Here is a 13,685-nt window from a genome sequence, read left to right on the forward strand (position 1 = left end):
GAGGCTTCCGCGGCGGTGACCGGTCCCATGGCACGGTGGGGAGATGACTGTCATCGCGAGGATGGGGCTGGGCCTGGCCGCCCTGGGACGGCCGGCGTACATCAACCTGGGGCGTGACGGCGCGCTGCCCGCGGAGCGGACCGTGGCGGCGATGCGGGACGCCACATGGCGGGTGCTCGACGCGGCGTACGCGGCGGGGGTCCGCTGGGCCGACGCCGCCCGGTCGTACGGCCTCGCCGAGGAGTTCCTGGCCGGCTGGCTGGACGAGCGCGGGCACCGCGACGTCACCGTCTCCAGCAAGTGGGGCTACGCGTACGTCGGCGACTGGCGCATGGACGCGGACGTGCACGAGGTCAAGGAGCACTCCCTGCCGAGGTTCCGGGATCAGCTGGCGCAGACCCGGAGCCTGCTCGGCGACCGCCTGGCGGTCTACCAGGTCCACTCGCTGATGGCGGACGGTCCGCTGTTCGCCGACGCCGGGCTGCTGCGGGCTCTCGCCGGCCTGGCCGCCGAGGGCGTGCGCGTCGGCTTCTCCACGTCCGGGCCGTCCCAGGCCGAGACGGTACGGCGCGCGCTCGACGTGGAGGTGGACGGGCGGCCGTTGTTCACGGTGGTGCAGTCGACGTGGAACGTCCTGGAGACCTCGGCGGGCGGCGCGCTCGCCGAGGCCCATGCGCGGGGTGCCCACGTCATGGTCAAGGAGGGGCTGGCCAACGGCCGGCTGGCGGTGGACCCGCCTCCGGCGGTGCGGAAGGCGGCGGAGCGGCACGGCGTCGGACCGGACGCGGTGGCGCTGGCGGCCGTGCTCGCGCGGCCCTGGGCGGACACGGTGCTGAGCGGCGCGGCGAGCGCCGGCCAGCTGACGTCCAATCTCGCGGCCCCGGCCGTCGTGCTGAGCGAGGACGAGCTCGCCGAGCTGGGCGCTCTGGCGACGCCGCCGGGGGAGTACTGGGAACGCCGCGCCGCCCTGCCGTGGAACTAATCCGGTAATCATCGAAACACTGTGCGAAATCCCCGTATATCCGCCAACATGACTTGACGCCATGATCGCTATCCGCGACAGTCGTGGCACTTGGAGCGATGATCTTGTGGCGGGAAAACGGGACGAAAGGCTCGGTGCATGGGCGGATCCGACATCAGAGGCGCCATCCTGGCGCTGATGGCGACCCTCATCTACTACCTGGGCTTCATCGTCTTCCGGGTCGCCGCGAACCGCATGCCCGAACTCCGCGGCACCCGGCCGTTCAGCCTGATCCGGTACACCTACACCAACTGGCTGTGGCTGTCCGGCCTGGTGATCGTCCTGGCCGGGGTGACCACCCAGGTCAAGGCGCTGACGATGCTCCCGCTGAGCCTCGCCCAGCCGATCTTCGCCGCCAGCCTCGTCTTCATCCTGTTCTACGCCGGCGTCTTCTTCGGCGAGCGGCTCACCGGCCGGGAGTGGGCGTGCGTCGGCCTGTTCGGGCTGGCGACCGTGATGGTCGGCACGTCCAACGGCCGCCGCGAGGTGATGACCAGCGCGGTCGCGGGACCTGTGACCCTGTTCGCCGTGGTGATCCCGGGCATCCTGGTGGGCGTGGCGGTACTGGTCGGCGGTGATATCCGCACGTTCGGCCGGCACGCCCGGCCCCTGGCCGGCATCGCGTACGGCATCGGGTGCGGCGTCAGCCTCGGCGTCTCCGAGCTCGCGCTCAAGGGCGTGGCCGCCATCTACAACGCGCACGGGCTCGCGGCCGCGGCCTACGGCTCGCCGTACCCGTACGTCGCCGTCGGGATGGCGGCGCTCGGCCTGGCCCAGCTGCAGATCGGCCTGCAGCGCTGCCGCATGTCGATCGTCGTGTCCGTGCTCACCGTGACCGCCAAGACCCAGCTGGTGATCCTGGGCACGGTGCTGTACAAGGAGCCGTGGCCGTCCGACCGGCTGCTCCTCGCGCTGCGGATCGGCGCGTTCGTCCTGGCCGGCGCGGCGCTGGTGCTGTTCCCCCGGCACGAGGCCGTGGAGGAGCGCTCCGGCGCCGCGCTGACCTCACCCGCGCGCGAGCGTGCCTAGCTAGAACCGCGCGCCCGCCAGTTCGCCGTGCGGGTCGAGGACGTACTTGTGGGCGGCTCCCCTGTCGAACTCCTCGTAGCCGTGCGGCGCCTGGTCCAGCGGGATGACGAGGGCGTTGACGTTGCGCGCGATCTGGACGCGGTCGTGCAGGATCGCCATCATCAGCTGCCGGTTGTAGCGCATGACCGGGCACTGCCCGGTCGTGAAGACGTGCGACTTGGCCCAGCCGAGGCCGATGCGGATGCCGAGCGTGCCCTCCTTGGCCTTCTCGTCGGCGGCCCCCGGGTCGCCGGTGACGTACAGGCCTGGGATGCCGACCCGACCGGCGGCACGGGTGGCGTCCATCAGGGAGTTCAGGACCGTGGCGGGCTGCTCGGTGGTGGAGCCCTCCGGTCCGTGGCCCCGCGCCTCGAATCCCACGCAGTCGACCGCGGCGTCGACCTCGGGCATGCCGAGGACGTGCTCGATCTCCTCGGCGAGGTTGCCGTGGGCCGACAGGTCGACGATCTCGCAGCCGAAGCTGCTCGCCTGCGCGAGCCGGTCCTTGTTCATGTCACCGACGATCACGACGGCGGCGCCCAGCAGGAAGCACGCCGTGGCGCAGGCCAGCCCCACGGGCCCGGCGCCCGCGACGTACACCGTCGATCCGGTGGTGACGCCGGCGGTGTACGCGCCGTGGTATCCGGTGGGGAAGATGTCCGACAGCATGGCCAGGTCGAGCAGTTTGGCCATCACGGTGTCCCGGTCCGCCGGGATCTTCAGCAGGTTCCAGTCGGCGTACGGGACGACGACGTACCTGGCCTGGCCGCCGTGCCAGCCGCCCATGTCGACGTAGCCGTACGCCGCGCCGGCCCGGGCGGGATTGACGTTCTCGCAGACGCCGGTGTGACCCTCCTTGCAGTTGCGGCAGCGGCCGCAGGCGATGTTGAACGGGACGCTGACGATGTCGCCCACCTTGATGAACTCGACGTCCTCCCCGGTCTCGATCACTTCGCCGGTGATCTCGTGGCCGAGGGTGAGCCCGGCGGGAGCGGTGGTGCGTCCGCGCACCATGTGCTGGTCGGAGCCGCAGATGTTGGTGGCCAGCACCTTGAGGATGGCTCCGTGCTGGAGCCTGCGGTTGTTCTGTTCTTCCAGGACGAGCGTCGGATAGGGCATGTCCTCGACCGATACCCTGCCGGGTTCGACGTAGACGACGCCTCGATTGGTGTCCGCCACGACTGATCCCCCCCAAGCGGATGTCCCACGCTTGGCGTCGGGGCGGCGGCAAGACACCGCCCCCCTGCGGCGCCTTGTGACCAAAGTCTACGCCTGTGGCGATTCGCGGTAAACGCCCAGGTAGATCGATAGGGGTGGGTTGATTCTTGACTTTGCGGGTTAAATGCCGTGATTGTCATCCGATGCACTTCGGCGTGCGTCTAAGGGGGCAGAGACCCGCGCGGCGCGCCCGTGCGACCGATCGATGAGGTGGAATGGCCGACAACGACGCTGACGACGTGACGCCGGAGAACGCGTCGCCGAAGGCGCCGGACTCCGGTGGCCCGGCGGACGACGCGCCGGCCGCGGAGACGCGACGGGGCGAGAGGGAAGAACCGGGCGACGAGAAGGTCGGGGAGGGCACCGGCTCGGGCGGGGCGAACGCTCCCGAGGAAGCCGGCGAATCCGACGGGGCCGGCGGGCCGGGGGACACCGGTGCGCCCGGAGAGCCCGGCGGTGAGGGCGTGCCCGCGCCGCCGCCCGAGCGCGGCCGTCGTCGGCGTGTCGTGCGCTGGGTCGCGGCCGGCGTCGCGGTGGCGCTCGTCCTGGCCGGCGGCACGGCCTTCGGGCTGTACGAGAAGCTGCAGGGCAACATTCACAAGGAGCACGTCGACCAGCAGCAACTGGGCACCAACCGCCCGCCGAAGCTGAACAAGTCGATGAACATCCTGCTGCTCGGCTCGGACTCCCGGGACGGGGAGAACAAGGAGTACTGGTCGCCGGACATCAGCGGGGAGCGCTCGGACACGACGATCCTGCTGCACCTGTCGCCGAACCGGGACCGCGCGGTGGCGATCAGCTTCCCCCGCGACTCGATGGTCCACGTCCCCGACTGCAAGAAGAAGCGCGGCGGGACGGTCCCCGCGTTCTTCGGCATGCTCAACGCCGCCTTCGCCTACGCCGGGGCGACCTGTACGTGGAAGATGATCGAGTCGGACACCGACATCCACATCGACCACTACGTGAAGATCGACTTCACCGGGTTCAAGCGGGTCGTCGACGCGCTCGGGGGAGTGGAGATCTGCGTGCCGCAGGCGGTCAACGACCCACGGGCGAACCTCTCCCTGAAGGCCGGTCGCCAGGTCGTCAAGGGCAATGACGCGCTGGGGTACGTCCGCACGCGCTACGGTCTCGGCGACGGCTCCGACCTCGAGCGGATCCAGCGGCAGCAGAAGTTCATGGCCTCGGTGGTCAAGAAGGCCACGAGCCAGGACATGCTGACCGACCCCACCCGGGCGTACCGGTTCCTGAACGCCGTCACCAAGTCGATCGCCACCGACGACGAGTTCAGCGTGTCCGCGATGAAGAAGCTCGCCACGAGCCTCAAGGGGATGAGCGCGGGCACCGTCCGGTTCGTCACCGTGCCGACGCAGACCTACCCCAAGGACCCCAACCGCGTGCAGTGGGACATGGCGCAGGCCGGTCCGCTGTTCGAGGCGATCCGCAAGGACGACGACCTGCCCGCACCCAAGCCGGAGCCGTCCAAGCCGGCGGCGCCGAAGCCGCAGGAGGTCAAGGTCAGCGCGGTCAACGCGCCGAAGAAGGCCGTGAAGGACCTGAAGGCCCAGGGCTTCCAGGTGACGGCGGCGAAGGGCCCGGCACAGCCGCAGACCAGGATCCTGTACGGGACCGGGGCGGAGCGCTTCGCCGACGCTCTCGCGGTCGCCGTGCCGGGCGTCGTCATCGCCGCCGACAAGACCGTCGCGCCGGGCACCGTCTCCCTGGTGGTCGGCCCGGAGGGCGTCCAGGTGAAGAACCCGGACATCCCCAAGGTCGACGGCGAGATCAACGCGGCCCAGAATCCCTGCAAGTGAGCACGGCCTCGTTGGGTCGGGGACCGGAGCGGACGCCCGCCCACAGTCCCCGGCCCAGCTCGCGGGCCAGGTCCGCCCGGTCGGCCGGGCCCGCGAGCGTACGGGCCCAGCGGCGCGCCGTCGCGCCGGCGTAGAGCAGGCGTTCGCCGGGGCCGAGGCAGCGGCTGCGGGTGAACAGCCACACCTTGTTGCGCACCTCGTAGAAGAACCGCCGGCCCGGGTCGAAGTCTGGGGAGGCCGTCTTGTGCACGGCGACGCTGTCCCGGCACAGCAGGCCGGTGCGCCCGCGCAGTAGCCGCAGCGTGAACTCGAAGTCGTCGTTCCACAGGAAGTAGTCGGCGATGGGCAGCCCCCGCTCCCGTACGGCCTCGGCGTCGACCAGCACCGACACGAACGACGCGGACCGGATCCGGGCGCACCCGGCGACGGCCGACGGCCTGGACCGGGGGGTGTTCATCGGGTGGTCGCGGCCGTCGGTCCAGACGACGCGGCTCGCGACGAGCGCGGGCGGCCGCCCGGCGTCGTCCCGTCCCCGCTCGCGCGCCGCCAAGAGGGCGGCCAGCGCGCCGGGCTCGGGCACCGTGTCGTCGTCCAGCAGCCAGAGCGCGTCCGCGCCGAGCTCCAGGGCGCAGGCGATGCCCGCGGCGAACCCGCCCGCCCCGCCGGTGTTGCGGGAGAGCTCCAGCAGACGGGCGTCGGGGAAGCGTTCGCGGACGAGCCCGGAGGTGCCGTCGGTGGAGGCGTTGTCGACGACCACGATCGCGTCCGGCGGCCTGGTCTGCCCTTCGAGGGCGGTCAGCGCCTCGGTCAGCAGATCCCGCCGGTCGTACGTGACAACCACGGCGGAGATTTGGGCGTCTTTCAGCTGACACCTCACGTTATCGCCGAGTCGGTGGGAGTAAGACGCACGGATGAAAGCCGCAAAAGTAGCATAAGATGCATTCCGCCCCGCTGGCCTCATCGCCATCCCATCCGTACCAGGGGGTGGTGGGGCGAAGCCATGGGGGTGGCCAACAGGACGGACGTATGGCCGAACCCTTCGCGCTCCTCCTCACCGTCTACGGCGGGGATCGGGCGGACCACGTGCGAGAGGCGTTCCGCAGCGCGGTCGACGCCCAGACGCGCCGCCCCGACCAGGTGATCCTCGTCCAGGACGGGCCGGTCTCGGCCGAGCTCGCCGGCTGCCTGGCCGAGCTCACGAAGGAGAGCCCGGTACCCGTGACCTTCCTGCCGCTGGAGCACAACGGCGGCCTGGGTCTGGCCCTCGACGCCGGGCTGGCGGCCAGCCGGTACGACGTCGTCGCCCGCATGGACGCCGACGACATCGCGATGCCGCGCCGGTTCGCGGTCCAGCTGCCGGTGATCGAGCGGGGGGCCGACCTGGTCGGCGCGGGGATGCTGGAGTTCGGGGCCGGCCGGGAGGACATCGTGGGGAGCCGGACGCCGGTCTCCGATCCAGGGCACATCGCCCGGTACGCGCGGCTGCACGACCCGTTCAACCACCCGACGATCGTGTACCGGCGCACCGCCGTCCTGGCCGCCGGCGGCTACGGCGACATGCCGCTCATGGAGGACTACTGGCTGTTCGCCCGCATGATCGCGAGCGGAGCCGAGGTCGTCAACCTTCCCGAGCCGCTCGTGTACTACCGCGTCGGCGAGGGCGCGTACGAACGCCGCGGCGGCCTGGTCCTGCTGCGCGCGGAACTGCGCCTGCAGCGCGAACTGCTGCGCAGCGGCTTCACCACGCCCGCGCAGTACCTGCGCAACGTGAGCGTCCGTGGCGGGTACCGCCTGACGCCCGCCTGGATCCGCCGCCCCCTGTACCGGCGCTTCGTCGCCCCGCGCGGCGAGCGGAGGGCCCGGATCCCGTCCGTGGAGTCGCCTGTGGAGAACCCGACGTCGTCCGTGGAGGAGACGCGTGAACGCTGACCTGGTCGTCGCCGGCGCCGGGCTGTTCGGGCTGACCATCGCCGAGCGCTGCGCCCGCGACCTCGGCCTGCGGGTCCTGATCGTCGAGCGCCGCGACCACATCGGCGGGAACGCCTACAGCGAGGCCGAGCCGGCCACCGGCATCGAGGTCCACCGGTACGGCGCGCACCTGTTCCACACCTCCAACGAGCGGGTCTGGGAGTACGTCAACCGGTTCACCGCCTTCACCGACTACCGGCACCGGGTCTTCACGATCTTCAAGGACCGCGTCTACCCGATGCCCATCAACCTCGGCACGATCTGCGAGTACTTCGGCCGGGCCATGTCCCCGGACGAGGCCCGCGCCCTGATCGCCGGGCAGGCCGCCGAGATCACCGATCCGGCCAACCTGGAGGAGAAGGCGATCTCCCTCATCGGGCGGCCGCTGTACGAGGCGTTCATCCGGGGCTACACCGCCAAGCAGTGGCAGACCGACCCCCGTGAGCTGCCCGCGGAGATCATCACCCGGCTACCGGTGCGGTACACCTTCGACAACCGCTACTTCGCCGACCGGTACGAGGGCCTGCCGGTGGACGGCTACGCCGCCTGGCTGGAGCGCATGGCCGACCACCCGAGGATCGAGGTCCGGCTCGGCACGGACTTCTTCGACCTCGACGCCGCCGGCAACGTCCCGGTCGTCTACACCGGTCCCCTCGACCGCTACTTCGGCCACCGCGAGGGCGAGCTCGGCTGGCGCACCCTCGACTTCGAGCTGGAGGTCCTGCCGACCGGCGACTTCCAGGGCACCCCGGTGATGAACTACGCCGACGAGGACGTCCCGTACACGCGCATCCACGAATTCCGGCATTTCCACCCCGAACGGGACTACCCGGGTGACAAAACCGTGATCATGCGTGAGTACTCTCGCTTCGCCGGACCCGGCGACGAGCCGTACTACCCGATCGACACACCCGCCGACCGCGCGCGCCTGAACCGGTACCGCGAACTGGCCCGCGCGGAGAAGGGCGTGCTGTTCGGCGGACGTCTCGGCACGTACAAGTACCTGGACATGCACATGGCCATCGCCTCCGCGCTGACCATGTACGAGAACCGCCTGCGGCCGCTGTTCGGCGGCCGCTCCAGCAACGAAGGTAACGAATGAGAGTCCTGCAGCGGCTCGTGCTGCCCGTCGACCGCGACCTCGACGTGCTCAAGCTGTACGTCGACGGCCGGATGGTCCGGGGCGAAGAAGCGGTCGCCCAGGAGACGGCCGCGGCGGAGGACCTGGCCGGCGATTCCTCGGAGGACGCCGTCCTCGCGACCCGGCGCGGCGTCCGGATCGTCGGCCGCCGCAGCCTCGTCGTGCCTCTCGGGCGGCGGGTGTCGTTCTGCACCTACTTCAACGCCTTCCCGGCGAGCTACTGGCGGCGCTGGAGCGTCGTCGACGACGTACGGCTGAGGCTCCGGCTGCGCGGCGAGGGCATCGTCATCGTCTACCGGTCCACGGGCAAGGGCTTCACCCAGCGCGTGACCCAACTGCACGTCGACTCCGACGTTGCCGTCGAGCGCGAGGTCGAGCTGCCGCTCCAGCCGTTCATCGACGGCGGCTGGTACTGGTTCGACATCGTCGCCGGCGACCGCAACGTCGTCCTCGAACGCGCCGAGTGGTGCGCCGACACCGACCGGTCGCAGGGCAGCACCAGCATCGGTATCACGACGTTCAACCGGCCGAAGTTCTGCGTCGAGCAGTTGCTCGCCCTCGGCGAGGCCACCGACGTGCTGGATGTCGTTGACGAGATCTTCGTCGTCGACCAGGGGACCAAGCGGGTCGTGGACCACCCGGACTTCCCTGCGGCGGCCGAAGCCCTCGGCGAGAAGCTGCGCGTCATCGACCAGGCCAACATCGGCGGCTCGGGCGGCTTCTCCCGGGCCATGGCCGAGACCCTCGACGCCGGGCGCAGCGGCTACGTGCTGCTCCTCGACGACGACGTGGTGGTCGAACCCGAGGGCATCCTGCGCGCCGTCGCCTTCGCCGACCTCGCCCGTACTCCCACGGTCGTCGGCGGGCACATGTTCGACCTGTTCAACCGATCGGTCCTGCACGCCCACGGGGAGAACGTCGCCCGCTACCGCTGGTGGATGGTGCCCGCGCCGCACACGTTCTACTGGCACGACCTCGCCCGCGAGGGGCACAGTCTCCGCGAGACGCCGTGGCTGCACCGGCGGATCGACGCGGACTTCAATGGCTGGTGGATGTGCCTCATCCCGGTCGACGTCCTGCGTAAGATCGGTCTGTCGCTGCCGTTCTTCATCAAGTGGGACGACATCGAGTACGGCGTCCGCGCCAGGGAGGCGGGCATCCCGACCGTGCCGCTGCCCGGCGCCGCCGTCTGGCACGTGCCCTGGCATTCCAAGGACAACGACCTGGACTGGCAGGCCTACTTCCAGGAGCGGAACCGCATCATCAGCGCGCTGCTGCACTCCCCGTACGACAGGGGCGGCAACATGCTGAAGGAAAGCCTGATCATGGTGACCAAGCACGCACTGGCGATGCAGTACTCCACCGCCGAGCTGATGCTGCTGGGCCTCGAGGACGTCCTGAACGGCCCGGACGGGCTGCACGACTCGATCACCACGAAGATGGCCGAGCTCCGAAGGTTGCGCGCCGCCTTCCCCGACGCGCAGGCCAAGCCGGACATCGACGACTTCCCACGGGTCCGCCGCCGCAAGCCGCCGAAAAAGGGACGCGAGCCGCTGCCTCCGGGCAACCGCAAGGAGATGATCAAGACGGCGCTCACCGGGATGACGCGGCAGCTGCGTCCCGTCGGTTCGTCTCCCCGCACGCATCCGGAGGTCACCGTCCCGCACGTCGACCAGTCGTGGTGGCTGCTGTCGCGGTTCGACAGCGCCCTCGTCTCGGCGGCGGACGGCACCAAGGTGTCGTGGTACCAGCGCGATCCCGCCCGTCTGCGCTCCATCCTGCAGCGCAACGCCGCTCTGCACGCGCGGCTCGTGAAGGACTGGTCGAGGCTGCGCCGGGCCTACCGGACGGCCCTTCCCGACCTCACCTCTCCGGAGCGCTGGCGCGAGACCTTCGGCGCCGCCACTCCGCCGGTCGCGAAGCCGGCGGAGCGGGATGCGGTCTCTGGGGAGAGCGACACGGCGGCCTCGGAGGAGCGGTGACGGTACCGCCGCTGACCGCCCCGGGCCGCGGCGGCGGTCTCCTGGAGGTGGTGCGGCGGCGTTACCTCCTGCGCCTGCTCGTCCGCCGGGAGCTGCGCAGCCGCTACCAGGGATCCCTGCTCGGACTCGGCTGGTCGTACGTCCGCCCGGCCGTCAGCTTCGCGGTCTACTTCTTCGTCGTCGGCGTCTTCCTCAAGATGAGCAAGGCGATCCCCGGTTACCCGGTGTTCCTGTTCTCCGGGATGGTGGTGATCAGTTTCTTCACCGAAACGCTGATCACCAGCACGTGGTCCGTGATCGGGAACGCGCCGCTCGTCCAGAAGATCTATCTGCCCCGCGAGATGTTCCCGGCCTCCTCCGCGCTCGTCTCGGCGGTGCACATGCTGCCCGGCCTGGCCATCCTGTGGATCGGCGCGCTGCTCGGCGGCTGGACGCCCTCGGCCCTCGGCTTCGGGTCGATGGCGCTCGGCTTCGCGATCGTGGCCGTGCTCGGCCTGGCGGTCGGCCTGCTGTTCGCCGCGATCAACGTGTTCTTCCGCGACTTCGGCCAGGTCGTCGACATCCTCAACATCGTCATCCCGTGGACCGCCCCGATGATCTACCCGTGGACGGCCGTGCAGGAGTCGGCCGGGAACGGCCTCGGCCTGCAGATCTACCTCGCCAACCCTCTCGCGACCGCGACGCTGCTGTTCCAGCGGGCCTTCTGGTGGCCCGCCAACCCTCACAAGGCCGAGCTTCCCGACGGGACCCCCACCTTTCCCGACGGGAAGCATGCCTTTCCTGACCACCTGACCGTACGAGGCTTGGAAAGCCTGTTGGCCGCGGTCGTGCTGCTGGGGCTGGCGCAGATGGTCTTCTTCCGCCTGCAGCGGCGGTTCGCCCAGGAGCTCTAGATGGAATCCATCGTCGTCGACGGCGTGACCAAGCGCTTCACGCTGCGCCACGCGCACTCGATCAAGGAGATGACCGTACGGGCCGCGCGGCGCCAGAGCCTGTCCGAGCGGTTCACGGCGCTCGACGAGGTGTCCCTGACCGTCGAACAGGGCGAGTCGCTCGCCCTCATGGGCCTCAACGGCTCGGGCAAGAGCACCCTCCTCAAGCTCATCTCCGGCGTCATGCAGCCCGACGGCGGGTCGGTGGGCGTACGTGGCCGGGTCGCGGGCCTGATCGAGGTCGGCGCTGGCCTGCACCCCGACCTGACCGGCCGGGAGAACATCTTCCTCAACGCCGCGATCCTCGGCATGAGCAAGGCGGAGACCGAGGCGAAGTACGACGCGATCGTCGCGTTCTCCGAGATCGAGAAGTTCCTCGACACCCAGGTGAAGTTCTACTCCTCCGGCATGTTCATGCGGCTCGGCTTCGCCGTCGCCGTCCACACCGAACCGGACATCTTCCTCGTCGACGAGGTGCTGGCCGTCGGCGACCCGCCCTTCCAGAAGAAGTGCCTGGAGCGCATCGAGGAGCTTCACGACGAGGGGCGGACACTCGTCATCGTCTCCCACGACATGGGCACCCTGGAGAAGGTCTGCGAGCGCGGCGTCGTGCTGCGGGAGGGTCAGGTGGCGTTCGAGGGCGACATCGCCGACGCCGTCGACTTCCTCGCCCCGCCGGACGGCCCGCTCGACGCCGCACGGCGCCAGCGTGCCCGGGAGGAGGCGAAACTCGCCGCCGCCACCCTCAAGGAGGAGCAGGCCGCGGCGGAAGAGACGGCCGAGTTGATCGATGAGATCATGCCCGACGCCTCGGCCTTCGTCGATCCGCAGGCGACGCTCGAGCACGCCCTGTCCCTCGCCGAGGGGCAGGAGGGCATGGCGCTCGAGTTCGGCGTCTTCTCCGGCCGTACGCTGCGGACCATCACCGCGGCCCGCGACGGCAAGAACGTCTTCGGGTTCGACTCCTTCGAGGGACTCCCCGAGGACTGGCGGGAGGGCTTCCCGGCGGGCACCTTCGCCGTCGACGAGCCGCCCGAGGTGCTCGGGGCCGAACTCGTCGTCGGGCTGTTCGAGGACACGCTCCCCGGCTTCCTCGACGAGCACCCCGAGCCGGTCGCCTTCCTCCACGTCGATGCCGACCTGTACTCCTCGACATCGACCGTCCTGCGCCACGTCGGCCCCCGCCTGCGGCCCGGCAGCGTCATCGTCTTCGACGAGTTCTTCGGCTATCCCGGCTGGCGCGACCACGAGTACCGCGCCTGGGCGGAGCACGTCGAGGAGACCGGCCTGCGGTTCCGCTACGAGGGCTACACGCGCGACAACGAGCAGGTCATCGTACGGATAACGGAGCAATGACCCCCATGGACAAGAGGATCCCGGTGTACGCGGCGGCTGCACTGCTCCTCGGCGGCGCGGGCGCGGCGGTGGCCGCCGCCGGCTCCGACGGGCAGCGGGCCGTGGGAGCGGGCAACGCCGCCCGGGCCGCCACCGCCACGCCGCTGCGTACCGACACCGGCCTGTACCCGCGCGTCGTCCGCCTCGCACACAGCGGATCCGCCAACGGCCGCGTCATCGCGAGCGTCGTCACATTCTCCGGGAACGCCGGGATCGGGTCGGTGTACGAGAGCGACGACGCAGGGAAGACCTTCCGTCAGATCGGCTCCATCGCCGACCCCTCCGGCTCCGGCGGCAAGGGGACATGCTGCGGCACGCTGTACGAGCTGCCGAAGAAGGTCGGCGCCAACCAGGCCGGCACGCTCCTGTGGGCCGCCGCCTTCGGCAAGAACGTCAAGCCGAACCGTCGCATGACCATCCGGCTGTGGCGCAGCCTCGACCACGGCCGTACCTGGTCGTACCTGTCCACGGTCGTCAAGGCCAAGACGACGGGCGGCCTCTGGGAGCCCGAGCTCACCGTCTCCTCGGACGGCAGGCTCGCCGCCTTCTACTCCGACGAGACCGACCCCCGGCACAGCCAGAAGATCGTGCGCGTCCGCTCCTCCGACGGCCGGAAGTGGAGCGCGCCGACGAACACCGTCTCCCTCGCGGCCAAGGCCGAGCGTCCCGGCATGCCCGTCGTACGGCGCCTGCCGAACGGCCACTACGCGATGAGCTACGAGCTCTGCGGCTCCCGCAAGTGCGAGGTACGGCTCCGCACGTCGGCGAACGGATGGAGCTGGGGCACGGCGACCGCCCTCGGCACCCGCCCGGCGGTCGGCGGCCGGCACTTCGCGCACGCCCCGACCATCGCCCCCCGCCCGGACGGATCGCTGCTTCTCGTCGGGCAGATGCTGGTCGACGCGAGCGGAAAGGCCGCGCCCGGCAACGGCCGCACGCTGTTCGTCGGCACGAAGGGCGGCACCGGCACCTGGCGCGCGGCGACGGCCCCGGTCGCCGTTCCCGACGCGAGGGACGAGTACTGCCCCAACTACAGCTCCGCGCTGCTCCCGGCGGCCACAGGCACCTCGGTGCTGGAGATCGCCACGGACTATGCCGGAAAGGTCTGCCGCCCCTCCTTCGCGACCGCCACCACGGGCTGACGGC

General features: G+C 70.5%; 11 protein-coding genes. 9 read left to right on the plus strand and 2 right to left on the minus strand.

Features of this window, described 5'->3' with window-relative positions; all coding sequences use genetic code 11:
* Nucleotides 1-43: 43 nt before the first annotated feature.
* Both ABEA24_RS39690 and ABEA24_RS39695 read left to right on the plus strand, forming a co-directional pair.
* Nucleotides 44-982 (plus strand): aldo/keto reductase, encoded by a 939-nt coding sequence (locus ABEA24_RS39690; RefSeq protein ID WP_345438276.1) that lies wholly within the window; start codon nucleotides 44-46, stop codon nucleotides 980-982.
* 138 nt (nucleotides 983-1,120) lie between these two features.
* Nucleotides 1,121-2,050: a hypothetical protein gene (locus ABEA24_RS39695; protein WP_345438278.1), complete on the plus strand. Its 930-nt coding sequence runs from the start codon at nucleotides 1,121-1,123 to the stop codon at nucleotides 2,048-2,050.
* On the opposite strand, the gene fdhA is transcribed toward ABEA24_RS39695, so the two are convergent.
* Nucleotides 2,051-3,268, minus strand: a complete 1,218-nt coding sequence (gene fdhA, locus ABEA24_RS39700) for a formaldehyde dehydrogenase, glutathione-independent (protein ID WP_345438281.1) — start codon at nucleotides 3,266-3,268, stop codon at nucleotides 2,051-2,053.
* 254 nt (nucleotides 3,269-3,522) lie between these two features.
* Here fdhA and ABEA24_RS39705 point away from each other — a divergent pair, with 254 nt between their 5' ends.
* Nucleotides 3,523-5,121, plus strand: a complete 1,599-nt coding sequence (locus tag ABEA24_RS39705) for an LCP family protein (protein ID WP_345438283.1) — start codon at nucleotides 3,523-3,525, stop codon at nucleotides 5,119-5,121.
* On the opposite strand, the gene ABEA24_RS39710 is transcribed toward ABEA24_RS39705, so the two are convergent.
* Nucleotides 5,093-5,962 carry a glycosyltransferase gene (locus ABEA24_RS39710; protein ID WP_345438285.1) on the minus strand — a complete coding sequence of 290 codons (870 nt, stop codon included), beginning with the start codon at nucleotides 5,960-5,962 and terminating at the stop codon, nucleotides 5,093-5,095. The two genes, ABEA24_RS39705 and ABEA24_RS39710, sit on opposite strands and share 29 nt — an antisense overlap.
* A 185-nt stretch (nucleotides 5,963-6,147) precedes the next feature.
* On the opposite strand from ABEA24_RS39710, the gene ABEA24_RS39715 reads away from it, so the two are divergent.
* From ABEA24_RS39715 to ABEA24_RS39740, 6 genes are read left to right on the plus strand one after another with little or no spacing between them, the layout of a single operon-like run.
* Nucleotides 6,148-7,050 carry a glycosyltransferase gene (locus tag ABEA24_RS39715; protein WP_345438287.1) on the plus strand — a complete coding sequence of 301 codons (903 nt, stop codon included), beginning with the start codon at nucleotides 6,148-6,150 and terminating at the stop codon, nucleotides 7,048-7,050.
* On the plus strand, nucleotides 7,040-8,191 hold the full coding sequence (gene glf, locus ABEA24_RS39720; protein WP_345438289.1) for a UDP-galactopyranose mutase: 1,152 nt from the start codon (nucleotides 7,040-7,042) through the stop codon (nucleotides 8,189-8,191). Before ABEA24_RS39715 ends, glf begins: the two co-directional genes overlap by 11 nt.
* Nucleotides 8,188-10,212 (plus strand): glycosyltransferase, encoded by a 2,025-nt coding sequence (locus tag ABEA24_RS39725; RefSeq protein ID WP_345438291.1) that lies wholly within the window; start codon nucleotides 8,188-8,190, stop codon nucleotides 10,210-10,212. Before glf ends, ABEA24_RS39725 begins: the two co-directional genes overlap by 4 nt.
* Nucleotides 10,209-11,105 carry an ABC transporter permease gene (locus tag ABEA24_RS39730; protein ID WP_345438293.1) on the plus strand — a complete coding sequence of 299 codons (897 nt, stop codon included), beginning with the start codon at nucleotides 10,209-10,211 and terminating at the stop codon, nucleotides 11,103-11,105. The genes ABEA24_RS39725 and ABEA24_RS39730 overlap by 4 nt, the downstream gene beginning before the upstream one ends.
* Nucleotides 11,106-12,500: an ATP-binding cassette domain-containing protein gene (locus ABEA24_RS39735; protein WP_345438295.1), complete on the plus strand. Its 1,395-nt coding sequence runs from the start codon at nucleotides 11,106-11,108 to the stop codon at nucleotides 12,498-12,500.
* Between the two features lie 5 nt (nucleotides 12,501-12,505).
* Nucleotides 12,506-13,681: a sialidase family protein gene (locus ABEA24_RS39740; protein ID WP_345438297.1), complete on the plus strand. Its 1,176-nt coding sequence runs from the start codon at nucleotides 12,506-12,508 to the stop codon at nucleotides 13,679-13,681.
* Nucleotides 13,682-13,685 lie beyond the last annotated feature (4 nt).

Source organism: Actinoallomurus vinaceus, from assembly GCF_039542055.1.
Taxonomy (GTDB): domain Bacteria; phylum Actinomycetota; class Actinomycetes; order Streptosporangiales; family Streptosporangiaceae; genus Actinoallomurus; species Actinoallomurus vinaceus.

Excerpts from the sequence above, each read along its gene's own strand:
- ABEA24_RS39705 (WP_345438283.1), top strand. The coding sequence starts at position 3,523 with ATGGCCGACAACGACGCTGACGACGTGACGCCGGAGAACGCGTCGCCG.
- ABEA24_RS39735 (WP_345438295.1), top strand. The coding sequence starts at position 11,106 with ATGGAATCCATCGTCGTCGACGGCGTGACCAAGCGCTTCACGCTGCGC.
- ABEA24_RS39695 (WP_345438278.1), top strand. The coding sequence starts at position 1,121 with ATGGGCGGATCCGACATCAGAGGCGCCATCCTGGCGCTGATGGCGACC.
- ABEA24_RS39740 (WP_345438297.1), top strand. The coding sequence starts at position 12,506 with ATGGACAAGAGGATCCCGGTGTACGCGGCGGCTGCACTGCTCCTCGGC.
- ABEA24_RS39715 (WP_345438287.1), top strand. The coding sequence starts at position 6,148 with ATGGCCGAACCCTTCGCGCTCCTCCTCACCGTCTACGGCGGGGATCGG.
- ABEA24_RS39725 (WP_345438291.1), top strand. The coding sequence starts at position 8,188 with ATGAGAGTCCTGCAGCGGCTCGTGCTGCCCGTCGACCGCGACCTCGAC.
- ABEA24_RS39690 (WP_345438276.1), top strand. The coding sequence starts at position 44 with ATGACTGTCATCGCGAGGATGGGGCTGGGCCTGGCCGCCCTGGGACGG.